Annotated in this window: 20 protein-coding genes; 17 read left to right on the top strand and 3 right to left on the bottom strand. The window is 41.4% G+C overall.

Annotated elements, in window-relative coordinates; all coding sequences use genetic code 11:
- The first annotated feature begins 3 nt into the window (after positions 1-3).
- From FGG15_RS03940 to FGG15_RS03920, 5 genes are read left to right on the top strand one after another with little or no spacing between them, the layout of a single operon-like run.
- Positions 4-1,221, top strand: a complete 1,218-nt coding sequence (locus tag FGG15_RS03940) for a DUF4249 domain-containing protein (protein WP_161991917.1) — start codon at positions 4-6, stop codon at positions 1,219-1,221.
- A gap of 15 nt (positions 1,222-1,236) precedes the next feature.
- Positions 1,237-2,439 carry a DUF4249 domain-containing protein gene (locus tag FGG15_RS03935; protein WP_138833426.1) on the top strand — a complete coding sequence of 401 codons (1,203 nt, stop codon included), beginning with the start codon at positions 1,237-1,239 and terminating at the stop codon, positions 2,437-2,439.
- Between the two features lie 44 nt (positions 2,440-2,483).
- Positions 2,484-3,623 (top strand): DUF4249 domain-containing protein, encoded by a 1,140-nt coding sequence (locus FGG15_RS03930; RefSeq protein WP_161991916.1) that lies wholly within the window; start codon positions 2,484-2,486, stop codon positions 3,621-3,623.
- Between the two features lie 9 nt (positions 3,624-3,632).
- On the top strand, positions 3,633-5,396 hold the full coding sequence (locus FGG15_RS03925) for a hypothetical protein (RefSeq protein WP_138833422.1): 1,764 nt from the start codon (positions 3,633-3,635) through the stop codon (positions 5,394-5,396).
- Between the two features lie 50 nt (positions 5,397-5,446).
- Complete coding sequence (locus FGG15_RS03920; RefSeq protein WP_138833420.1) at positions 5,447-6,982, top strand: YifB family Mg chelatase-like AAA ATPase; 1,536 nt, start codon at positions 5,447-5,449, stop codon at positions 6,980-6,982.
- Positions 6,983-6,984: 2 nt separating this feature from the next.
- Here the strand turns inward: FGG15_RS03920 and FGG15_RS03915 are convergent, their stop codons facing one another.
- Positions 6,985-7,602 (bottom strand): GNAT family N-acetyltransferase, encoded by a 618-nt coding sequence (locus FGG15_RS03915; RefSeq protein WP_138833418.1) that lies wholly within the window; start codon positions 7,600-7,602, stop codon positions 6,985-6,987.
- Positions 7,603-8,478, bottom strand: a complete 876-nt coding sequence (locus FGG15_RS03910) for a beta-keto acid cleavage family enzyme (protein ID WP_138833416.1) — start codon at positions 8,476-8,478, stop codon at positions 7,603-7,605.
- Positions 8,479-8,832: 354 nt separating this feature from the next.
- Here FGG15_RS03910 and FGG15_RS03905 point away from each other — a divergent pair, with 354 nt between their 5' ends.
- The gene (locus FGG15_RS03905) at positions 8,833-10,413 is read left to right on the top strand and encodes a flavin-containing monooxygenase (protein WP_138833414.1); all 1,581 of its coding nucleotides are present in this window, start codon (positions 8,833-8,835) and stop codon (positions 10,411-10,413) included.
- 164 nt (positions 10,414-10,577) lie between these two features.
- Positions 10,578-10,988, top strand: coding sequence for a hypothetical protein (locus FGG15_RS03900; protein ID WP_138833412.1), 411 nt, complete (start codon positions 10,578-10,580; stop codon positions 10,986-10,988).
- Here FGG15_RS03900 and FGG15_RS03895 read toward each other — a convergent pair.
- Positions 10,985-11,428, bottom strand: coding sequence for a hypothetical protein (locus FGG15_RS03895; RefSeq protein ID WP_138833410.1), 444 nt, complete (start codon positions 11,426-11,428; stop codon positions 10,985-10,987). The genes FGG15_RS03900 and FGG15_RS03895 overlap by 4 nt on opposite strands.
- A gap of 181 nt (positions 11,429-11,609) precedes the next feature.
- Here FGG15_RS03895 and FGG15_RS03890 point away from each other — a divergent pair, with 181 nt between their 5' ends.
- The 10 genes from FGG15_RS03890 (at position 11,610) to ilvA (ending at position 22,876) form a co-directional block, all read left to right on the top strand.
- Positions 11,610-12,794, top strand: a complete 1,185-nt coding sequence (locus tag FGG15_RS03890; RefSeq protein ID WP_138833408.1) for an Nramp family divalent metal transporter — start codon at positions 11,610-11,612, stop codon at positions 12,792-12,794.
- On the top strand, positions 12,795-13,538 hold the full coding sequence (pxpA, locus tag FGG15_RS03885; RefSeq protein ID WP_138833405.1) for a 5-oxoprolinase subunit PxpA: 744 nt from the start codon (positions 12,795-12,797) through the stop codon (positions 13,536-13,538).
- A complete protein-coding gene (pxpB, locus tag FGG15_RS03880; RefSeq protein ID WP_138833403.1) occupies positions 13,535-14,269 on the top strand; it encodes a 5-oxoprolinase subunit PxpB in 735 nt (244 codons plus the stop codon). The genes pxpA and pxpB overlap by 4 nt, the downstream gene beginning before the upstream one ends.
- Positions 14,262-15,101 carry a 5-oxoprolinase subunit C family protein gene (locus FGG15_RS03875; protein ID WP_138833401.1) on the top strand — a complete coding sequence of 280 codons (840 nt, stop codon included), beginning with the start codon at positions 14,262-14,264 and terminating at the stop codon, positions 15,099-15,101. The genes pxpB and FGG15_RS03875 overlap by 8 nt, the downstream gene beginning before the upstream one ends.
- Before the next feature lie 358 nt (positions 15,102-15,459).
- Complete coding sequence (ilvD, locus tag FGG15_RS03870) at positions 15,460-17,139, top strand: dihydroxy-acid dehydratase (RefSeq protein WP_138833399.1); 1,680 nt, start codon at positions 15,460-15,462, stop codon at positions 17,137-17,139.
- 52 nt (positions 17,140-17,191) lie between these two features.
- The gene (gene ilvB / locus FGG15_RS03865; protein WP_138833397.1) at positions 17,192-18,925 is read left to right on the top strand and encodes a biosynthetic-type acetolactate synthase large subunit; all 1,734 of its coding nucleotides are present in this window, start codon (positions 17,192-17,194) and stop codon (positions 18,923-18,925) included.
- Between the two features lies 1 nt (position 18,926).
- The gene (locus tag FGG15_RS03860) at positions 18,927-19,355 is read left to right on the top strand and encodes an O-methyltransferase (RefSeq protein ID WP_237561739.1); all 429 of its coding nucleotides are present in this window, start codon (positions 18,927-18,929) and stop codon (positions 19,353-19,355) included.
- Between the two features lie 155 nt (positions 19,356-19,510).
- A complete protein-coding gene (ilvN, locus tag FGG15_RS03855) occupies positions 19,511-20,038 on the top strand; it encodes an acetolactate synthase small subunit (protein WP_138833395.1) in 528 nt (175 codons plus the stop codon).
- Positions 20,039-20,061: 23 nt separating this feature from the next.
- Positions 20,062-21,537 carry a ketol-acid reductoisomerase gene (gene ilvC, locus FGG15_RS03850; protein ID WP_138833393.1) on the top strand — a complete coding sequence of 492 codons (1,476 nt, stop codon included), beginning with the start codon at positions 20,062-20,064 and terminating at the stop codon, positions 21,535-21,537.
- A gap of 40 nt (positions 21,538-21,577) precedes the next feature.
- Positions 21,578-22,876, top strand: a complete 1,299-nt coding sequence (gene ilvA, locus FGG15_RS03845; protein WP_138833391.1) for a threonine ammonia-lyase IlvA — start codon at positions 21,578-21,580, stop codon at positions 22,874-22,876.
- The last annotated feature ends 79 nt before the right edge of the window (positions 22,877-22,955 follow it).

Below are 22,955 nucleotides of genomic sequence, written 5' to 3'. Positions count from 1 at the left end.
AATATGAAAAAGAAAATTATCAAGATAGGATTATATATACTGGCTATGGCTTTTATGCCGATATCTAGCTGCATTGAACCCATTGATGTAACTTTTGAGGATTTTGAAAGTGCCATAGTTGTGGAAGCCACAATAACAGATAAAATGGAGGTTCAACGGGTCTTTCTTACGCGTACCTTTGAGTTTGAGGATGACGGCCCGTCAGCGGAACCTAACGCAACAGTCAGTATCAATGGCGGCGGGAACACCTTTTTGTTTGAAGAAAGTTCTCCCGGGGTTTATTTGTCCCAGCAGGCCTTTGCGGCCCAACCCAATACTCCATACCTATTATCCATACAGACCCAGGACGGAAGGTCATATAATTCCACAGAAATGACACTTACCCAGGCCACCCAGATTGATGAAATAAGGGCGGAAAGAATTACCAATGATTTTGGGGAGGAAGGCGTAGGGATTTTTGTGGATAGTTTTGACCCTACAGGGAATTCTGTGAATTACCGGTATCAATATGAGGAAACCTATAAAATAATAGCCCCTTTTTGGACCCCAAATGACTTGGAGAAAGTTCCAGCAAATGAAGCAGAGGTTTTTTGTGAAGTACGATTGATTCCAGATACGGTTTCGGAGGAGACCTGTTTTACTACTGATTTTTCAAATGCCATAATTCAAACCAACACAAGTGACCTGAACGAAGATAGGGTTAGTAACTATATGGTACGATTCATTAACCGGAACAACTACATAATTTCACACAGGTATAGCATCTTGGTTAGGCAGTTTGTCCAGTCCAATTCAGCCTTTGAATTTTACGAGACACTTAATGAATTTTCAGGAAGCGATAGCTTCTTTTCCCAGACCCAACCCGGTTTCTTGGAAGGAAACATCAGCTCAACTACAAATACGGAGGAAAAAGTATTGGGCTACTTTGATGTGGCCACCGTACAGGAACAGCGACTATTTTTTAATTATGCGGATTTGTTCCCCGGTGAAGACTTGCCTCCTTACATTGATCCTTGTGCAACATCATCACCGCCCTTAGCAGTAGGTGTACCCCCAAGATGTGTACTAAGCACCCAGGTTGAAGAAAACTTGGTTCGATATGTAGGGAATAACGATAGCCCTGAGCAAACGGAAGGACCTTACACCATTGTGCCTACGGTATGTGGAGATTGTTTGGAATTGGGAAAGGTTGCCGTACCGGAATTTTGGATTGAAGATTAACTGGATAAGCAAGAAATGAAGAGCGTTTTGTCTCATATAAAATATTTTTTTGCCGTAAGCTTTTCGGCCTTAATCCTGTATGGTTGTATAGAGCCTTTTGATGGTGAATTTGTAGATTTTCAAAGCGCATTGGTCATAGAGGCCACCATTACCAATGAGTTAAGGAATCAGCAGGTAATACTTTCAAGAACCTATGAATTTGAAGCTGATGGACCCATAGCGGAGTCCAATGCCACGGTGAGGTTGATGGCCAATGGAAACACCATCGCGTTTCAAGATTCTGGTGACGGGGTCTATATTTCCGAAGAGGCATTCGCGGCCCAGGCCGGGGTTGAGTACCAACTGGATATCACCACCGATGACGGAAGAACCTACGGTTCCCGTATGACCCAACTGACTGCTACCACATCGTTGGACGAGGTTAAGGCAGAACGAATAACCAACGATTTTGGCGAAGACGGGATGGGTATTTTTGTGGATAGTTATGATTCTACCGGAAGTTCTAAAAACTACCGCTACGAGTACATAGAGACCTATCGGGTAATAGCTCCTACTTGGTCCCCAATTTCACTTATAGGTGATGCAGCAGGTGGATGTAATGTGATTAAGGTTCCCAATACCACGGATGAGGAAATCTGCTACGCAACGGACTTTTCCAATGAAATAATTCTTACTTCCACCGAGGATTTGGAAGAGGATAGGGTGAGCAACTTTATGGTTCGGTTTATTAGTAGGGACAATTATATTATTTCGCACAGGTACAGTATCTTGGTAAGGCAATATGTGCAATCCAATGCTGCTTATACTTTTTTTGAGACACTGAATGAGCTTTCCGGATCGGAAAGTTTGTTTTCACAAACCCAACCCGGATTTTTGGAGGGCAATGTGTTTTCAAAAGAAACGGAGGAGGAAACAGTCATTGGATTTTTTGACGTGGTCTCGGTAGATGAAAAAAGATTGTTTTTTAATTTCAATGATTTTTACCCAGGAGAACCACTACCTCCTTATGTAGAAAACTGTAGACCAAGCGCTCCCCCGTTGGTTTCACAAGGAGGAACCTGCGTATTACGGCCCATTATTGAAAGTGGTTTGGGAGTTTATGTAGCAGACAATAGTCCACCTGCTTTGGGTGAAGGGCCTTTTCAAATTGCTCCCAGGATTTGTGGGGATTGCAGGGAATTGGGAACCACGGAATTACCTGATTTTTGGATAGAATGATGATTGGAAAACCTGTATATATAACCCCTTGTATAGTCTTATTGATGCTTCCAAATTACGGATGCATAGAGGAGTTCAATGCAGAGTTTATAGATTTTGAGAGCACCTTGGTCATAGAGGCCACCATTACTGATGAGTTTAAGCCTCAGGAGGTACTATTGTCAAGAACCTATAGGATTCAGGATGAGGAAATCGAAATGGAATCTGGTGCAACTGTTTCCGTGATTTCAAGTGATGGACAGGAGTTCCCTTTTCAAGAGCAGGACCAGGGAACGTACGTTTCAAATACCTCCTTTGCTGCCTTACCTCAACTAACATATCAATTGGCAGTTGAAACCCAAGATGGGAAATCTTATAGTTCCACGGCTATGGGTTTGCCAGAAGTGGCAAAGTTGGACAGTGTTTATGCCAAACGTTTTACCAATGACCTTGGGGAGGACGGAATGGGAATTTTTGTTAATGCCTCGGTTGCAGCTGGTACGGCATCTGGATTTTACAGATATGAATATGAGGAAACCTACAAGATAATAGCCCCATTTTGGGATCCAGTGGAATTGGAAGTTGTGGAGAGTACTCCGCCAAACATAATAAAGGTACCAAGATCACTGGATGAAAGGATATGCTATGCAACCTTTGATTCCAACAGAATAATTCTTGCGGACACCGAAGATCTTGATGGGGACAATGCAGAAAACATATTGGTTCGGTTTATTCCAAGCAATGACTATATCATCAGTCACAGATACAGCATTTTGGTTAGGCAATACTCTTTATCTATACAAGCACATGCTTTCTTTGAAACGCTAAATGAGTTTTCAACGAATGAAAGTTTGTTTTCCGAATCGCAACCTGGATTTTTGGAAGGCAATGTCTTTTCCGAAAATAGCAGCAATGAAAAAGTTTTAGGTTATTTTGATGTGGTAAATGTGGATGAAAAAAGAATCTTTTTTAACTATTCGGATTTTTATCCCATGGAAGATTTACCTCCTTATGTAGATCCTTGTCAGTTCAATACTCCGACTATTGGCTTGATTGATTTGGTGAGGTGGGATTGGGTGAAATATATAGATGACAATTACATTGGTTCGGGCTTGGGGTCGGGACCTTATATAACTGTCCCTCAGGTATGTGGGGACTGCACAGTACTAGGTACTTCAGAAGTGCCAGATTTTTGGATTGAATAAAATATTATTATGAAATACAATATCATCACATTGTTGTTAAGCGTATTTGCGTTATCTGGTTTTGCCCAAACCTCAAACTCAACAGTTCAAGGAGAAAGGTTGAAAAACGTTCCCCAAGAAAAAGTGTTTGTGCAAACCAACGAATCACTTTTATTCTCAGGTGAATACTTACGCTATAAAATATACTGTTTGGAAACTCAAGGGAGGCAACTCACCAATATTAGTAAAATAGCCTATGTGGCCTTGGTGGATCATGATGGCGAGTTGGTATTCACCCATAAGATTAGGCTTGATGATGGTGCGGGATATGGAGACTTTTTTGTCCCGACCTCAATCCCGACGGGCAGTTATAAACTATTGGGTTACTCCCAATGGATGCAGAATTTTGGTACAGATTCTTACTTTCAATCCGATGTCCATATCATTAATCCTTACCAGCCAGTTCCGGAATCTTATTTGGATGTAGTACCTGATTCATCCCAGCATGTCATGATGGTTCAAACTCCAAAGGTTATGGCCGAAACAATTACAAGTACTGAGGATGCGGTCAAGGTTACTTTGGACAAAAGTGAGTTTGGACTCCGGGAGAAATTGATTATACGTGTCGATGCGGGTAACACCGAAACAAAAAAAGGGAATTATTCTATTTCTGTTAGAAAACAGGAAGATTTTCCTGTCCCGCAAAAAATGAGTGCGGTGGAATTTGTGAAACGCTATTTGAATGGAGGTTCCAATACAGGTGTAAATTCCCAAAAAGTGAATTTACCGGAACTTAGAGGAGAAGTAGTTTCAGGAACCATCATTAACAAAGAAACCAAGGAACCTGCAGAAGATGTGAGGGTTTCCATTTCACTGCCAGGGGATAGGTATCTATTTAAAGTTGCGTCAACAAATGAAACCGGTAAGTTTAGATTCCTTTTTGACCAGGAGTACAGCAACGTAACTGCGGCTTTGCAGATTTTGGCTGATAATTGGGATGTTTACGAAATCGTGATGGATGAGGCACCGAAAAAGTACTCTGGAATTCAAGTTGATGATTTCAAGATTTCCAAAGCCATGGAAGATTACATTCTTCAAAAAAGTATCCAGAATCAGATAGAAAATGGTTTTAGGGAGGTGAAATCCGATTCCGTTATTCCTGCCAGCCATGAACCACCTTACTATCGCAAGTTTACTGTGAACTACAACTTGGATGATTACACCCGCTTCAATACTATAGAGGAGACCATTGTTGAGGTTGTGGATCAATTATCCGTTAGGAGACTCCAGAATGGTGACCGTGCTTTTGAAATCAGGCCAGAAGAGGGGTTTACGGACTTGGCACTTTTGCCCATGGTATTTGTGGACGGACTTTTCATCAAAAAACACGAGGATTTCATGGACTACAGTGCCAAAAAGATCCATAGTATTGAATTTTCCCGTGACAAGGTGATATTGGGTCCACATGTATTTCAAGGGGTGCTTCATTTTAAAACTATTGAAGGGGGCTTTTATAATGACTTTTTTACACCTCACATTGTCAATGTTGATTTGTTCAAGCCCCAGGTCCGCAAAGACCACTTCAAGCAAGCATATAATACCAGCGATTTGCAGAACCGTGTTCCGGACTTTAGACACCAACTTTTATGGGAGCCGGAATTGGATTTATCCCAGGGTTCTGAAGAGATTGTTATATACACTTCTGATGTCCCGGGAACCTATCAGTTGATCCTAGAGGGCTTTTCGTCAATTGGAAACCCGGTATCCGTCAAACGGGAGTTCACAGTTAAGTAGGTCCTTTCTATTTTGTAGGCATAGAGCAACAAAAGCTCTGATAGAGAACTATGCTTATAAAAATATTCGGCAGCGCCATATTTGGGGTAGAGGCCCAAACCATTATTGTAGAAGTCAATGTAGATCAAGGAGTAGGGTATCATTTGGTAGGTTTACCAGATAACGCCATTAAGGAAAGCAATTATCGTATTGCAGCCGCATTGCAAAACAATGGTTATCGCATACCCGGAAAGAAAATTACCATAAACATGGCCCCGGCAGATTTGCGTAAAGAAGGTTCAGCGTATGACCTTACTCTGGCATTGGGAATCCTTGTGGCTTCCAGCCAGATCAAAGCAACTGATATTGACGAGTACCTCATAATGGGCGAGTTGTCCCTGGACGGCACGGTTAATCCTATAAAAGGAGCACTTCCTATTGCCATTAAAGCCAAGGAAGAAGGTTTTAAAGGATTTATCCTACCCAATGAAAACGCCAAGGAGGCAGCCGTTGTGGACGGTTTGGAGGTTTATGGGGTTAGCAGTATCCAGGAGGTTATAGATCATTTCCATTCCGGAAAATGTTTAAAGCAAACGGAATTGGATCCGCAAAAGGAGTTTTATCAAAATTTGGATTATCCTGAATATGATTTTTCTGATGTTAAAGGGCAGGAAAGTATCAAACGTTGTATGGAGATTGCGGCCGCAGGAGGGCACAACATTATATTGATTGGACCTCCGGGTTCTGGAAAAACAATGTTAGCCAAAAGACTACCTTCAATTTTGCCTCCCATGACCCTTCAAGAAGCATTGGAAACCACCAAAATACATAGTGTTGTGGGCAAAGTAAAAAATTCTGGTTTGATGAGCCATAGACCCTTTCGAAATCCGCATCATACCATAAGCAGTGCAGCTTTGGTAGGAGGAGGGAGCTACCCCCAACCGGGAGAGATTTCCCTTTCGCACAATGGGGTACTTTTTTTGGATGAACTACCAGAATTTGAACGAAGGGTACTCGAAGTAATGCGACAACCCATGGAAGATAGAGAGGTTACCATTGCACGGGCTAAATTCACGGTAACCTACCCCAGCAGTTTTATGTTAGTGGCAAGTATGAACCCAAGCCCTGGAGGTTATTTCAATGATCCAGATGCTCCGGTGGTTTCATCTCCTATGGAAATGCAGCGTTATTTGGGAAAAATATCGGGCCCCTTGCTGGACAGGATTGATATTCATATTGAGGTTGCCCCGGTTCCTTTTGAAAAGCTGACGAACGACCAAAAAGCGGAGAGCAGTTTGGAAATTAGACGTCGGGTTATGAACGCTCGGGACATTCAGACAATGAGGTTCCAAAATTTGGAAACGGTGCACTACAATGCCCAAATGAATACGAAACAAATTAGGCAACATTGCATGTTGACCCTGGAAACCAAAGAGCTGTTGCGGAGTGCTATGGAGCGCTTAAACCTTTCAGCTCGCGCGTATGACCGTATTCTTAAGGTGGCTCGAACCATAGCAGATTTAGAGGGGAATATTGAAATCTCTTCCAGTCATATCTCTGAAGCCATTCAATATAGAAGCCTTGACCGTGAAGGATGGTTGGGGTAAACCTACTTATAGGTTTTTAGTAAAAAGGTTCTGTGATATTTTTTTAATAAGGCTATGGAGAGGTATAACTGTAATGGTTCTGCCCCAAGCTTTTTTTTGAATTTATGAGTTGACTTGTTGAGATAATCAGATATACTATAGAATGTATCAACTCCCTCTTCTTTAAGCAAATCATAGGTTGCATGCCTTAGATAAGGAGCAAGGTTTTTTCCTCTGTAATTCTGAAAAGTGTACATGTTGAGAAGATAGGCCTCGTTTTTTTTCAGTTTCATTTTTTTACCCTTGAAAACAAAATCCCTTTGTTCCGCACAGTGAAAAGCTGCTATTTGATTATTATGTTTTAGACCTATTAATTTGGTGCCTTTAAATTTTCGTATAGACCCCCTTTTCATAGATTTTACTTCCTCGTCGGATAAGAAACTAATCGTGTATTTTTCTTTATCATCATTTATCTGAGGAGACTTATATGCATTGAAATCTTCCTGTACCCAATAATATGGTGCAAAGTCCAAGCCCAATCTGGACATAAAATTCTGCAACATATGCAGAAATAAGCCATGCCTAATATTTGAGAACAGCAACTTATATTTGTAATACTTGCCACTTTCCTTGGTGTCCATTTAAGTCAATTCATTTAAGGTTCTACCGTATATGCCTTTAGTACCTAGTTGCAGATGCTGACGTAGTTCAGATGGAGGCATTATTTTTCTTTCATTGGCTTGGGCAAGGGTATGGATTCTTTGGATTAAATCCTTGTTCGAAGCCAGTTTGGTACGCTTGGTATCATACCAGATATTATCTTCAATTCCCACACGAACACCACCATCCATAGCTATTCCAATAGAGTTCATCTTCAACTGGGCGTTTCCAATTCCCGCCAAACTCCAATAGGATTGCTCCGGTAAATCATTTATCATAATACCCGCATTTAATAGATTTGCCTGGGCACAGGCTATATTGCCAAGAATTAGATTGAAGTAATAAGGAGGTTTGATCAAACCTTTTTTCGCTAGATATTTTGCGTAATTTATCATGCCTATATCGAAAGCTTCGAGTTCTGGAACAATTCCCTTGTCCAACATCTCTTTGGCAAGTTTTTGTATCATTTCTGGGGAATTGGTACTTGCGGTGGCATTAAAATTCAATGAACTAAGAGTCAAGCTTCCCATATCCGGTTTAAGAGAATCCTCTAAAAACAAAGGTTCCGAGCGTTTCTCAAATTCAGAAAAATTCCGGCCACTTAGGGAAACACAAATCACCAACTCTGGATTGTATTTTCTAATGCCTTCTATGATTTGACCATATATTTCCTTTTTATAGGTGGGTACTCCGGTTTTTGCATCACGGGCATGCAGATGCACCATTGTGATTCCCAGTTCTGAAGCTTCGAGAACCTGATCAACTATTTCGGGTACTACCACAGGAACATGCGGGGTCATTTCCTTGGTAGGAATCATTCCGGTTGGTGTAAAATTTATCACTAAGTTTCTATCCATAGCTTTTATATATGTGGATTCTTATAAATATAGAGGGTGATTAGAAAATGACATAGAAAATCGGTTGGCCGTTGATTTTTTGGGATATATAGCGTTTTTGGGCCTAAAAAATTAATACTATTCCATAATGGAAACACCTCTTGACTCATCATCGTGCTGTTTAAGAGCAACCTAATCAAGCTACTAGATTATGAATGAAAAGAACTGGCTGTATAGTGCGATTTCCTTTTAAGCAAAGCCAATATATTTTACCGTATATAATTGATTTTAAACGATTTCTTTATTTAGGCACTATAATCTTGATTACTTTCAACAGCTACAATGGATAATTAACCTTAATCAACCTTTGCCAAAATGAGCACGAAAGTTTGTGTAATTGGAGCTGGCCCTTCCGGATTGGTCGCAGTAAAAGAGCTGTTGAAGCAAAATATTGAAGTAGTATGCTATGAAGCCGAAGATAGTTTTGGCGGAGCTTTTAGGGACATAGATAAAGGAGGTAGATCCTATGATTCCTTGGAGCTTACAGTTTCCAATTATTTTATGGCCTATTCTGATTTCATGCCTGATCCCAAGGAAGAAAGAAGGTTTTGGAAGGTGTCGGAATATCGGGAGTATTTAAAAGACTACATCCAGCATTTTAGTTTAGAGAAATACCTGCACTACGCCCATAAGGTACTTAGCACTGATATTCAAGGAAATTCGGTTGTTGTTGAAGTGGAGCATCACGGTGAAGTCCGTAAAGAAAAATTCGACCATATAGTAATTTGTACAGGGAGCAATTTCATTCCCTACTCCCCAATGTTCAAAGGTCAATCCGATTTTGAAGGCGAGATTGTTCATTCTAGTGAATATAAGAATGGCGATTCGTTTAAGGATAAAAAAGTAGTCTGTATTGGAATAGGTGAATCTGGAGCGGATATCATACATGAAATTTCACAAACAACCTCGTGTAGGGTGCTAGTAAGGGAATTTCCAAACATTGTTCCTAGATGGTCTGCCGGATACACCAGTGATTCCTATACTTCGCACAGTCTAAATTCCATGGGAAAGAAAGGCGTGGATCATTTCATGAAATTCATGGCATGGAAGTATCTGAAGTTTGGAAAAAATATTGGATCCACGGAAAGACTGGTGCAACAATGGGTTTATGATAGAAAATCCTTCATGGGTAAGTTCCTAACCAAGAGTGACGTATTCCTTCAAGATATCCTTGATGGACGATTGGAAATAACTCGGGACGAAATAGATTATTTAACCAAGAATAGCATAGTCACCAAAGGTGGTGAGACCATCGAAGCTGATGTTCTTGTGTTGAATACAGGCTATGAAACAAAATTTGAGTATGTGAAGGAGGGCATGGACTTTGAAAACCCAAGAAATCTCTACAAGCATATGATACATCCAAAACATGGATTGCGGATAAGCTTGATCGGTTGGGCTAGACCTACTCAGGGAGGACTTCCCGCATGTTCGGAAATACAAGCCCGTTATATAGCCTTGCTGCTATCAGGAAACAAAAAACTTCCGGATGCTGTAAAGATGAAGGATAGTATAGAAAGGGATAGGCGTTTCAATGAAAAGTTTTTCTCAGATAGCGTGAACATCAAGTCATTGGTCAACTATCATGACTTTATGAACGACATGTCCAAATTGGTAGGCTGTAGGCCCAAGTACTTTAACATTAGGGATCTTAAGTTTTCTACAAAACTGTTTTTCGGATCACATTTGCCTGCTTTTTATAGACTTAATGATCCAGCTTATGCCAGTACGGCTAAAAAAACGATAAAACTTCTACCCACAGCATACTCGGCCAAAAGAAGTTCCATCATGTTGTTGATTTTGTTTAGCCATAAACCCTTTGAACAGCTTTCAAGGTTATTTTCCAGAACTTTTGGAGTCGGTCATTCCAAAACTTCGGATCAAGCTATGATGTAGCATCGCTATTCATAATCTACTTTTTTAAACAGCTGTAGGTCAATGCTCTAAAAAAAGAGCTAAAAAAATCTTTTTCTTCTAAAGAATAAGTTAAATCCTACATCAATCCTATTTTCTGACAAGAATAGGCCGTAATTTTGCGCCCGTTTTAAGAAAATTGAGCTATGCAGTGTGTGGAATTGAATCCCGTGGGCAACTTTGATCCTTGGGACCAAAAAATGATAGATGAACTTCTCCATAATGATGTCAGGGAATCTCTTGGTGATCGATTGGTATTCGAAAATGAGACCGTGAAGTTATGGGACATACGATTGGAACCCGGCGAAAGACTTCCTTTTAGAAAGCACAACGTCAATTACAATTGGGTTTGCGTTACGGGAGGACTGGCTCTTACCCGTCATGGTAATGGTAAAATTAGTATGGTCAAGTTAGAACCAGGGGATACCGAATATTGGGAGTTCAGGGGAAAAAACTACACCAATGATCTTGAAAACATTGGAGATAGAACCATTGCCATCAATGTGTTGGAATACAAAGAGATCAATACAGACTGGAAGCCTGCTTATTCAAACTAGATAACTTTGATGTTGGCCTTTAGTCCATCAATGATTCCCAGGATATTTTGAACCGTATCCTCCAAATAGTACTTAATGGCCAAGTGTGGTATCCGTATCGTAGTAAATCCATTTTTAAAGGAATGCATGGCTTCCTCTAGGTCGCTAATGGCCTGTTCATGAGTTATTGTGTCGTAATCCTTATCGATTTCAATATTCAGTTTTACTCGGGATATCGCTAAGTCCACTGATTTTTTTCCATCCCACCATTCCAACATCGGATGGGCGCCTGCTTCTTTTAAAGCATAGAAAAGATGAATAGCTTCAACGGGGGTATTGTTGTTTAAGATAATTTTCTTGATAAGTTTGGAATGACGCTCGCATAGCGCAACACCTAGGGATTCGGTGGACGCTAAATGCTGCTCATGTCCAATTTCTTTACCACAGTCTTTACAGATCATGAGTATCGGTTAAGTTTAGGTCAATTATTTGATTTGGGATTATTATAACTTCAAGATTTTTATAATCGTATACAAAATCGATGTAAAACATGCCATTTTTAGATGAAATGCATTTTTTTGGATGAAATGCATCTTTCTGATGAATTCTACTTATTTTGAAAACCAATAATCAAACCCGTTTATGTTCAAAAAAATAGGACCTGGAATACTTGTTGCGGCGGCCTTTGTGGGCCCCGGAACCATTACGGTGTGTACCCTTGCTGGGGTGCATTTCGGCTACAGCATGCTTTGGGCGGTACTGGTATCGGTGATAGCTACCATAATTTTACAGGAAATGTCCGGTAGAATTGGCGTGTTTACCCAAAAGGGACTTATGGATGTGGTAAAGGAGCAAATAGGGATCAAATGGGTAAAGCATTTGGTAATTGCCCTGGTTTTGTTGGCCATTTTGGTTGGAAATGCAGCGTATGAAGCTGGAAACATTGGTGGAGCCACCCTGGGCCTGGAGGGACTTTTTGGTCCTTCACGGTTTTATCCTCTGCTTATTGGTGCCATGGCTTTTGTTCTGCTCTGGTTTAGCGGTTACAAAACGTTGGAAAAAGTGTTTGCGGGACTTGTAGGATTCATGGGGTTGTGTTTTTTAATAGCAGCAATCTTGACCAAGCCTTCCCTTTTGGACATTGGTAAGAATTTGTTCGTCCCCAACCTGCCCGAGGGGGGCATTTTGACTGTGGTAGCCCTTGTGGGGACTACGGTTGTGCCCTATAATCTGTTCCTTCATGCATCGTTGGTCAAGGAGAAATGGAAATCAAAAGATGAGTTGAAAGCGGTTAAATGGGATACTGTGATTTCCATAGGTTTGGGCGGTTTGGTTTCCATGGCCATTCTAATAACCGCAGCCTCGGCTCCTTTGGAGGATGTTAGAAATGCAATGGATTTGGCTGTTGGGCTGGAACCACTCTTTGGGAAAAGTGCTATTTACTTCATTGCTTGTGGGCTTTTGGCCGCGGGAGTCACTTCTGCAATTACAGCTCCATTGGCGGCAGCATTTGTAGCTAACAGCTGTTTGGGTTGGAAGGGTATGCAGGATAAAAGATTCAAAATGGTTTGGATGGTCATTCTCTTTTTGGGGGTATTCTTCTTGTCCTTTGATATCAAACCCATTCAGGTTATTCAATTTGCGCAAGTTGCAAACGGAATGGTGTTACCTATAATGGCAATCTTGCTGCTTTGGATAGTAAATAGAACATCCGTAATGGGAAAGCATACGAACAGCCTCTTCCAAAACATTATTGGGTTTGCGATCATTACTTTTTCTATTTTTTTGGGTGCTAAAAGTATCATGAAAGTTATTGGACTGGTATAAATGAAAAATTGGGCAATAGATATTAACTGTGATGTGGGTGAAGGTGTGGGAAATGAAGCCATGATTTTTCCCTTGATAAGCTCATGTAATGTTGCTTGCGGAGGTCATGCTGGGGATATTAGCACTATGACCCAAGTTGTAAAACTTGCCAAAAGACATGGAATAAAGGTAGGTGCGCATCCCTCATACCCAGATAAGGCCAATTTTGGAAGGGTGGCCATGACCATTTCGGATGAAGAGCTTTATAAAAGTATATTAAATCAACTTCAGGATTTTGAAAAAATTCTGCGTCAAGAATCTGTTAAACTTAAGCATATCAAAGCGCACGGAGCGTTATACAACGAATCGGCAAAAAATGAACGAGTGGCCCGTTTGTTTTTGGATGTGATAAAAGCATATGGGGTAAAAGTTCCTTTATATGCTCCATTTGGCTCTGTTATGGCCAGCATTGCCCAGAAGAGTGGCTACGAAGTACACTATGAGGCCTTTGGGGACAGGAGTTATAATTTGGACCTAAGCCTAGTGTCCAGAACATTACCGAATGCAGTGATTCAGGACCCAACCAAGGTACTGGAACAAGTGCTTCCCATCATAAAAAAGAGCAAAATTGTGACAATATCTGGAGAAACCGCAGATATAGAGGCCCAAACCATTTGCATTCACGGTGACACCCCTTCAGCTTTTCAAATATTAACGTATCTTTCACAACAATTGCCCCAACACGGGGTGGAAATACAAAAGTGAAAAAACTCCCCATCAGTATAAAACCGTTTGGACAAAGGGCTATCCTTATTGAATGGCCAAGCGAGGTAAGCGAATCCGTATTAGGGGAAATTCTGGAATTTGTGGATTGTTTTAAAAGTATGGAACTTCCAGGGTGGGAAATGTCTATTGCTTACAACTCCTTGACCATGGTGAATTCCATCGCGGATGTGGATTTTGAATCCGTTGAAAAACAGATTTTGGATTGCCAGAATGGCCAAAAAAAGATTAAAAAAAAACGGGGTCGATTTTTATGGAAGATACCAGTCTGTTATGACTCCGATTTGGGTATTGATTTGGATGAAGTATCCACGGTTTTAGGAATTTCCCAAACTCAACTGATAACACTTCACACGGCCCAAGAGTATATTGTATATGGTTTAGGATTTCTTCCGGGTTTTATGTACTTGGGCGGTTTGCCAGAGGAATTGGAAATCCCAAGAAGAAAAGAACCCCGTTTGCATGTGGCCCAAGGCTCCGTGGGATTGGCGGGCAAACAGACCGGAATTTATCCACAGGATTCGCCAGGGGGTTGGAACATTATTGGGAGCTGCCCCACACCAATTTTCAATCCGAAGGCGGAAGAGCCATGTTTTGTTAGCGTGGGAGATAAAATCAAGTTTAAGGAAATTTCCAGAGCTGAATACAATCTGAAAAAAATAGAAGCCGAAGTGGGTATTTTCAAACCTGAAAAAATAGCGTTGGATGATTAAGGTGCTCAAATCAGGTTTCTTTATGACGGTTCAGGATGTGGGCCGGTTTGGCTACAGAGATATTGGTGTTCCAGTTTCTGGTGTCATGGACAACGATTCAGCGGCAAAAGCCAACAAATTATTAGATAATCCCAAGGAGGCTGCCCTCTTGGAAATAACAATGACAGGGCCCACTTTGCAATTCGAGGCTCCCACATATATCTGTCTTTCCGGAGCTTTTTTGTCACCTACACTCAACAACGAACCTATAGGTAACTATCAGGTGATTCAGGTCACCAAAGGTGATATCTTATCCTATGGCAGGCTGGAAAAGGGGTTTCGCTCCTATTTAGCTATAAAAGGTGGGATTCAAACAGATATAGTAATGGGCAGTAGATCTCAATACCATCCGGTTACACCCAATAAATGTCTAAAGGATGGCAGCTCAGTCGCTTATGAAGAAACAGTTTCATTCGAACCTGCAATTTCAGGGCTGAAGGTAGATAGGAAATTTGAAGAAGAAACCCTGGAAGTTTATAAGGGCCCTGAATTCTCTATTTTGTCAGATGCCCAGTTGGGTTCTTTATTTGGGAAATCATTTTCCATTTCGGAAAAAAATAACCGCATGGCCTATCAGTTGGGAGAATTGATTCAAGGTCATAAACATTCCATGCTCACTTCAGGAACCATGCCTGGGACGGTGCAGTTTACTCCTGCTGGAAGATTGATTATCTTAATGAAAGATGGACAAACCACGGGGGGTTATCCAAGAATTTTGCAATTGTCCGAGGATTCCATTTGTCAGTTGGCCCAGAAAAAATTTGGGGACACCATTTCATTTAAACTACTATAAAGTTTATTTCGAATTTGGTTTTTTATCACAAATTTTTGTACTCTTGAACTGTGAAAGCAAAAAATCTAATTAATAGCGTCGTCATTATTATTCCAGCCATGGAGTGATACAGATGTCCTATTGATTTAGAAAAAGCCTGTATCCAATAAAAGATACAGGCTTTTTTTATGGTCCAAAAAAGAAATGGATATGGGATTTTAAATCAACTTAAAGTGTTGATTTCCATAGAGATAAAGGTATATTATTTTAAATGGATTTAGAAGGTGTAAAACTGTTAAAAATATAGGGTTTCTGAAACATCTATCTTTGAATGATATAGTAAATTCAACAAGATTCCCGATCTGAAAGAAAATTAATAATGGAATTGAACAAACATAGTAAGAACGTTACCCAAAATCCTTCGCAACCGGCTTCACAGGCCATGTTGTATGCCACAGGTTTAAAGGAGGAGGATATGAAAAAGGCGCAAATTGCCATTGGTAGTACGGGCTACGATGGTAATCCCTGCAACATGCACTTGAACAGTATAGCACAGGAAATAAAAAAGCATGTTATCGAGACAGGACAAGTGGGATTGACGTTCGGTACTATTGGAGTATCCGATGGTATCTCCATGGGAACTCCGGGCATGAAATATTCGTTGGCTTCCAGGGATATCATTGCAGATTCAATGGAAACTGTCATGAACGGTATGTCCTATGATGCATTGATCGGTGTTGTTGGATGTGATAAAAACATGCCTGGGGCAATTATAGCTATGCTGCGGCTTAATAGACCCTCCATTATGGTATATGGTGGTAGTGTTGCTTCAGGAAACTATAAAGGTCGAAAGCTGAATATTGTATCTGCATTTGAAGCTTTGGGACAGAAAATTGCCGGGGAAATTGATGAAGCTGAATATAAGGAAATCATCAAAAGAGCAATTCCCGGGGCAGGTGCCTGTGGGGGTATGTACACGGCAAATACTATGGCGTCATCCATAGAATGCATGGGAATGTCCTTACCCTATAATTCATCTATTCCAGCAGTCAATCCCAACAAACTTTCGGAGGCGGAACGAACTGCCCAAACCATAAAAAATCTTTTGGAACTCGATTTAAAACCAAAAGATATCGTTACAAAAAAATCTATTGAAAATGCAATCACCTTGGTCAACGCCCTGGGAGGATCCACCAATGCGGTATTGCATTATTTGGCCATTGCATATGCTGCTGATATTGATTTTACTTTGGAGGATTTCCAACGGATAAGCGATAGAACACCACTTATTGGGGATCTAAAGCCTTCAGGAAAATACCTAATGGAAGATGTCCATGGTATTGGTGGAACCCCAAAAATCATGAAGTACTTGTTGGAACAAGGCTTTTTGCATGGGGACTGTATGACGGTAACCGGTAAGACCTTGGCTGAAAACCTGGAAGATGTTGAAGCCATGGAATTTGAGGAGCAAGACTTGTTGTACAGCGTGGACAAGGCTTTGAAATCTTCAGGAAACTTACAAATACTAAAAGGAAATTTGGCAGAAGAAGGCGCTGTAGCAAAGATATCCGGGAAAGAGGGCTTAAAGTTTGAAGGAAAAGCTGTGGTGTATGATAGTGAACCCGAAGCCAATGAAGGTATATCAAAAGGTGAAGTGGAAAAAGGAAATGTAGTCGTTATTCGCTATGTAGGACCCAAAGGAGGACCAGGGATGCCCGAAATGCTAAAACCAACATCCATGATCATGGGTGCAGGTTTGGGAAAATCGGTGGCATTGATTACCGATGGCCGTTTTTCTGGAGGAACCCATGGTTTTGTAGTGGGTCACGTCACCCCAGAAGCCCAAGAGGGAGGGGCCATTGCTCTTGTGAAGACAGGTGATCTAATTACCATTAGCGCCTTGGACAATTCCATTACCTTGAATATTTCAGATGAGGAAATGGAAAGTAGAAGAGCCAAATGGCAAGCTCCACCGTTAAAATTTACCAAAGGAATATTGTACAAGTACGCAAGATCTGTTGCATCAGCTTCCGAGGGATGCGTTACGGATAAATATTAAAAAAATTTTCATTTCTGCCAATGCAGGAATCTCATCATTCAAAGTTGACATTATGAGCACGGAAACTTTAAAAAAGAAAGAAAACAAAACAACCAAGGCCATACGCATAAGTGGAGCCGAGGCCATTATACATTGTCTTTTGGCAGAAGGGGTAGATTTGATTTATGGATACCCTGGAGGTGCAATCATGCCGGTGTATGACGAGCTTTATAAATTTCAGGATAAACTGACCCATATTCTTACCAGGCATGAACAGGGAGCTACACATGCGGCTCAAGGGTATGCAAGAGTTACCGGTAAGGTTGGTGTAGCGATGGCTACATCTGGCCCTGGAGCAACAAATCTAGTTACTGGTATAGCTGATGCTCAAATTGATTCCACACCAATGGTATGTATAACGGGGCAAGTACCCAGACATTTGTTGGGATCTGACGCGTTTCAAGAAACTGACATTGTAGGTATCTCAACTCCAGTTACGAAGTGGAATTATCAAGTGACCAAAGCCAGTGAGATTCCTGAGATTATGGCCAAGGCTTTCTATATAGCTCGGTCGGGTAGGCCAGGTCCGGTGTTGGTGGATATCACCAAAAACGCGCAATTTGATGAACTGGATTTTGTGTATGAAAAATGTACAGGGGTCCGCAGTTACAAACCGGTGCACAAACCGGATTTAAAAGCTATTGAGGCTGCCGCGGAAATGATCAACAGTGCAAAAAAGCCCTATATCGTATTTGGACAAGGGGTTATTTTAGGCCATGCAGAGGAAGAATTAAAGGCTTTGGTCGAAAAAGCTGGAATTCCCGCAGCTTGGACTGTACTGGGACTTTCCGCAATGGACACCGACCATCCGCTGAATGTGGGTATGGTGGGTATGCACGGAAATTATGGCCCCAATGTATTGACCAATGAATGCGATGTGCTTATTGCAATAGGAATGCGTTTTGACGATAGGGTTACAGGCAGTTTGGACACCTATGCCAAACAAGCCAAGGTGATACACTTTGAAATAGATCCTGCCGAAATCAACAAAAATGTAAATGCAGATATAGCGGTTTTAGGTAACGCCAAGCAAACGCTGGATTTGTTGCTACCGCTTATCAATAAAAATGAGCACAAAGAATGGTTGGCGGAATTTGATAAAAAATATCAGATTGAATACGATACCGTTATCAAAAAAGATATAGAACCTACCAAAGAAGGTCTTACCATGGGTGAGGTCATTGAGCAAATCAACAAGGCCTCTGGCCATAAAGCCGTGGTGGTCACCGACGTGGGACAGCATCAAATGATTGCTTGCAGGTACGCTAAATTCAAGCAGTCCAAAAGTAATGTCACCTCCGGTGGTCTTGGAACCATGGGTTTTGCGTTGCCAGCTGCCATTGGAGCCAAAATGGGCGCCATGGACCGTGAGGTGGTGGCCATTATTGGGGATGGAGGATACCAGATGACCATTCAGGAACTCGGTGTGATCTTTCAACATAATGTTCCGGTAAAGATTGTGGTATTGAACAATGATCACTTGGGAATGGTTCGCCAGTGGCAAGAACTTTTCTTTGAAAGTAGATATGCATCAACGGTGATGACCAATCCGGATTTTGTGAAGATTGCGGAAGGTTACCACATCAAATCCAGAAGGGTTACGGAGCGTTCGGACTTAAAAGATGCTGTTGAGGAAATGATTACATCCAAAGACCCATATTTCTTGGAGGTTAGAGTAGAGAAGGAAGACAACGTATTTCCAATGATTCCATCCGGAGCCTCAGTATCAGATATTCGATTAAAGTAACATGAACCAAGCTAATATCGTGGATACACCCAATGTGTATGCTGCCTTACTGAGCAAATCTGATGAAATTGGATTCACCATGCCATCAGATATGTATATAGGTACATTTCTAAAGACCTTGGTGGCTTCCAAACCTGCAGGGCGCTTCTTGGAACTGGGAACAGGTATGGGATTGTCCTTGGCATGGATGCTGGAAGGAATGGATAATGCATCCAAGTTGATCAGCATAGACAACGATATGGACCTCATTCAAATTGCTATGGGCTTTTTCGGTAATGATGATCGTCTCCAATTAGTTTGTGCGGATGGTGAAGATTGGATAGCTCAAAATCAGGAAGAAAAGTTCGATTTGGTCTTTGCTGATGCTTGGCCTGGAAAATATAGCCTTTTAGAAGAGACGTTGGGTTTAATCAAGGTAGGAGGGTTCTAAGTTATTGATGATATGACAGAGCAACCCAATTGGCCAGAAGGACATTCAGCGTATGTATCCTCTCTGGTTGAACAATTAGAAACAAGACAAGATTTTACAATTACTAAAATGGACTGGTCAACGGGAGTGATCGTTGCAGTTAAAATAAAATAAGCATGGAAAAACAATGGTATACCATTTCGGTTTATTCGGAAAATAACGTAGGACTATTGAATAGAATATCTGGAATATTCTTAAAGAGACACATTAACATAGAGAGTTTAAATGTCTCTAAATCAGAAATTGAAAACGTTTCAAAATTCACCATTGTGATTTTTTCAACTGAAGATTGGGCACGCAAAATTGTGGGTCAGATTGAAAAGCAAATTGAAGTGATCAAGGCCTATTATCATACTGATGATGACACCATATTTCAAGAATCTGCTTTGTTCAAAATAGCTTCGGACTTATTGTTTGACGAGCGCCAAATCCAGAACATCATCAAAGAGAGCAACTCGCAAATTGTAACTGTGGCGCGCGACTTTTTTGTTTTGGCAAAAACGGGACGAAGACACGAAATTGATGAAATGCATGATGCCCTGGAGCCTTACGGAATTATGCAATTTGTCCGTTCCGGAAGGATTGCTGTAACCAAGGCAACAATGCCTATTACCAAAATTTTAGAAGAATTTCAAAATCAATAAATAGCATTAAATAAAAACCAAAAATGACAAATTACTTTAATACGCTGTCCCTTCGCGATCAATTGACCCAATTGGGAAAATGTAGGTTTATGGAAGCCAGCGAGTTTGTAGATGGCGTTACCGCGCTAAAAGGAAAAAAGATTGTAATCGTAGGTTGCGGTGCCCAAGGCTTGAACCAAGGCCTGAACATGCGCGATTCCGGATTGGACATCTCCTACACCCTTAGAGAGGCCGCCATTAAGGAACAAAGACAGTCGTACAAAAATGCTACGGAAAACAACTTCAACGTTGGTACCTACGAGGAGTTGATTCCTGTTGCTGATTTGGTAATCAACTTGACACCGGACAAGCAGCACACCAGCGTTGTTAGTGCCGTAATGCCATTAATGAAGCAGGGAGCTACCTTGTCTTACTCCCATGGCTTTAATATTGTAGAAGAAGGGATGCAAATCCGTGAGGACCTTACTGTGATCATGGTGGCGCCAAAAAGCCCGGGTTCAGAAGTGCGGGAAGAATACAAAAGAGGTTTTGGTGTGCCAACCCTAATTGCCGTCCACCCGGAAAATGACCCCGAAGGTAAGGGATTGGAGCAGGCCAAAGCGTATGCCGCAGGAACAGGAGGACACAGAGCTGGGGTTTTGGAATCTTCTTTTGTGGCCGAAGTAAAATCGGATTTAATGGGAGAACAGACCATTCTTTGTGGTTTGCTGCAGACCGGTTCCATTTTGTCTTTTAATAAAATGTTGGAAAAGGGTGTTGATGCAGGTTATGCCTCAAAGCTTATTCAATACGGATGGGAAACCATTACCGAAGGATTAAAACATGGCGGAGTTACCAATATGATGGATCGTTTGTCCAATCCTGCCAAGATCAAGGCTTACGATCTTGCCGAAGAATTAAAGGATATTATGCGTCCCTTGTTCCAAAAACATCAAGATGATATTATGAATGGTCATTTCTCCAAAACCATGATGGAAGATTGGGCCAATGGGGATAAAAATCTGTTGACATGGAGAGCTGCCACAGGAGAAACGGCTTTTGAAAAGACTCCTGCTGGGGATGTTGAGATTTCCGAGCAAGAATACTACGATAATGGTGTGTTGATGGTCGCCTTTGTAAAATCTGGGGTGGAGCTGGCCTACGAGACCATGACTGAATCCGGAATCATTGGAGAATCTGCTTATTACGAGTCCTTGCACGAGACGCCTTTGATTGCAAACACCATCGCCAGAAAGAAATTGTTTGAGATGAACCGTGTTATATCTGATACTGCTGAGTATGGTTGCTATCTGTTTGATCACGCTTGTAAGCCGCTTTTGGAGGATTTCATGAAAACAGTTGATATTGACGTTATCGGAACCCATTACGGAGCAGATAAGGACAATGGGGTGGACAATGTGAAGCTTATTGCGGTTAACAAAGCACTTCGTGAGCATCCCGTGGAGATTGTGGGAACAAGGTTAAGAGAATCTATGACCGCAATGAAACCTATCGTTTAAATTGTAGACTTCCATTTAGGAAGTAAAATGGTGTTTTTCCATGAAAAGCAACACAACATCAAGCATAAAAAAGGGGGCGCAACATGTGCCCCCTTATTTTCCTCAGCTAAAGGATATTCAGCAGGCAGCCAAGGTTATTGCGCAAGTGGCTGACGAAACTCCTTTGCAAAAGAGTATTCGGTATTCCAAGCAATTGGAGGCCAATGTATGGTTGAAGCGCGAGGACTTGCAACGGGTTCGTAGTTATAAAATTCGGGGCGCTTTCAATAAAATCAATTCGCTTTCCCCTGAATCCCTGAAACAAGGAGTGGTCTGTGCCAGTGCTGGGAATCATGCCCAAGGGGTAGCTTTTGCCTGTAACCACTTGGGGGTAGAGGGGACTATTTTTATGCCCGTGGTTACTCCAAAACAAAAGATTGACCAAACTAAGATGTTTGGAGGTGACCGTGTGCAAGTGGTTTTGGAGGGGGATACCTTTGATGATTCGTACAAGGCTTCCAAGATTTTTTGTGAGGAAGAAGGAAAAACTTTTGTTCATCCTTTTGATGACCCAAAAACCATTGAAGGACAGGCCACTATTGGATTGGAACTTTTACACCAAGCTCAAGAACCTATTGATTACGTCTTTGTGGCTGTTGGTGGGGGTGGATTGGCATCTGGTTTATGTGCCACGTTCAAGGAACTGTCGCCCAACACCAAAATTATTGGTATTGAACCAGCAGGGGCACCTTCCATGAAAAAATCCATGGAAAAGGGAGAGCTGGTGGAACTTTCACAGATTGACAAGTTTGTGGATGGGGCTGCAGTGCAAAAAGTAGGCGCATTCACCTTTCCCATCTGCTGCAATCACTTATTTAAAATGGAAACTGTTCCCGAAGGGAAGGTCTGCCAAACCATTTTGGAACTCTATAACCGGGATGCCATTGTAGTAGAACCTGCCGGAGCCTTGACCATAGCAGCACTGGATGATTTCAAGGACGAAATAAAAGGTAAAAATGTGGTCTGTATTATCAGTGGTAGTAACAACGACATCACTCGTACTGCCGAAATTAAGGAAAGAGCTTTGCTCTATGGAAATCTCAAACATTATTTCATTGTGCGTTTTCCTCAGCGACCGGGGTCTTTAAAAGAATTCGTAGTGGATATTTTGGGTCCTAATGACGATATTACCCATTTTGAATATTCGAAAAAGTCCAGCCGGGAAAATGCACCGGCTGTTGTGGGTATTGAATTAAAGTCTCCCGAAGATTTGGAACCCTTGATTTCTAGAATGAAGGACAATAATTTCTACGGAGATTATTTGAATAACAAGCCAGATTTGTTCCAATATTTGGTTTGATTCCATCACAATTGAAACTTCTTTTTTTAAATAGGCCTTACTTAAACGTTTTCGTTGTTATCCCTTGATAAATAAGGTC

The organism is Flagellimonas algicola (assembly GCF_005937185.1).
In the GTDB taxonomy this organism is placed as follows: Bacteria; Bacteroidota; Bacteroidia; order Flavobacteriales; family Flavobacteriaceae; genus Flagellimonas; species Flagellimonas algicola.
This window is presented reverse-complemented; position numbering and strand designations above follow the sequence as displayed.

Coding starts and splice junctions, on each gene's coding strand:
- FGG15_RS03940 (WP_161991917.1), top strand. CDS start 4: ATGAAAAAGAAAATTATCAAGATAGGATTATATATACTGGCTATGGCT.
- FGG15_RS03935 (WP_138833426.1), top strand. CDS start 1,237: ATGAAGAGCGTTTTGTCTCATATAAAATATTTTTTTGCCGTAAGCTTT.
- FGG15_RS03930 (WP_161991916.1), top strand. CDS start 2,484: ATGCTTCCAAATTACGGATGCATAGAGGAGTTCAATGCAGAGTTTATA.
- FGG15_RS03925 (WP_138833422.1), top strand. CDS start 3,633: ATGAAATACAATATCATCACATTGTTGTTAAGCGTATTTGCGTTATCT.
- FGG15_RS03920 (WP_138833420.1), top strand. CDS start 5,447: ATGCTTATAAAAATATTCGGCAGCGCCATATTTGGGGTAGAGGCCCAA.
- FGG15_RS03915 (WP_138833418.1), bottom strand. CDS start 7,602: ATGGACACCAAGGAAAGTGGCAAGTATTACAAATATAAGTTGCTGTTC.
- FGG15_RS03910 (WP_138833416.1), bottom strand. CDS start 8,478: ATGGATAGAAACTTAGTGATAAATTTTACACCAACCGGAATGATTCCT.
- FGG15_RS03905 (WP_138833414.1), top strand. CDS start 8,833: ATGAGCACGAAAGTTTGTGTAATTGGAGCTGGCCCTTCCGGATTGGTC.
- FGG15_RS03900 (WP_138833412.1), top strand. CDS start 10,578: ATGCAGTGTGTGGAATTGAATCCCGTGGGCAACTTTGATCCTTGGGAC.
- FGG15_RS03895 (WP_138833410.1), bottom strand. CDS start 11,428: ATGATCTGTAAAGACTGTGGTAAAGAAATTGGACATGAGCAGCATTTA.
- FGG15_RS03890 (WP_138833408.1), top strand. CDS start 11,610: ATGTTCAAAAAAATAGGACCTGGAATACTTGTTGCGGCGGCCTTTGTG.
- pxpA (WP_138833405.1), top strand. CDS start 12,795: ATGAAAAATTGGGCAATAGATATTAACTGTGATGTGGGTGAAGGTGTG.
- FGG15_RS03875 (WP_138833401.1), top strand. CDS start 14,262: ATGATTAAGGTGCTCAAATCAGGTTTCTTTATGACGGTTCAGGATGTG.
- ilvD (WP_138833399.1), top strand. CDS start 15,460: ATGGAATTGAACAAACATAGTAAGAACGTTACCCAAAATCCTTCGCAA.
- ilvB (WP_138833397.1), top strand. CDS start 17,192: ATGAGCACGGAAACTTTAAAAAAGAAAGAAAACAAAACAACCAAGGCC.
- FGG15_RS03860 (WP_237561739.1), top strand. CDS start 18,927: ATGAACCAAGCTAATATCGTGGATACACCCAATGTGTATGCTGCCTTA.
- ilvN (WP_138833395.1), top strand. CDS start 19,511: ATGGAAAAACAATGGTATACCATTTCGGTTTATTCGGAAAATAACGTA.
- ilvC (WP_138833393.1), top strand. CDS start 20,062: ATGACAAATTACTTTAATACGCTGTCCCTTCGCGATCAATTGACCCAA.
- ilvA (WP_138833391.1), top strand. CDS start 21,578: ATGAAAAGCAACACAACATCAAGCATAAAAAAGGGGGCGCAACATGTG.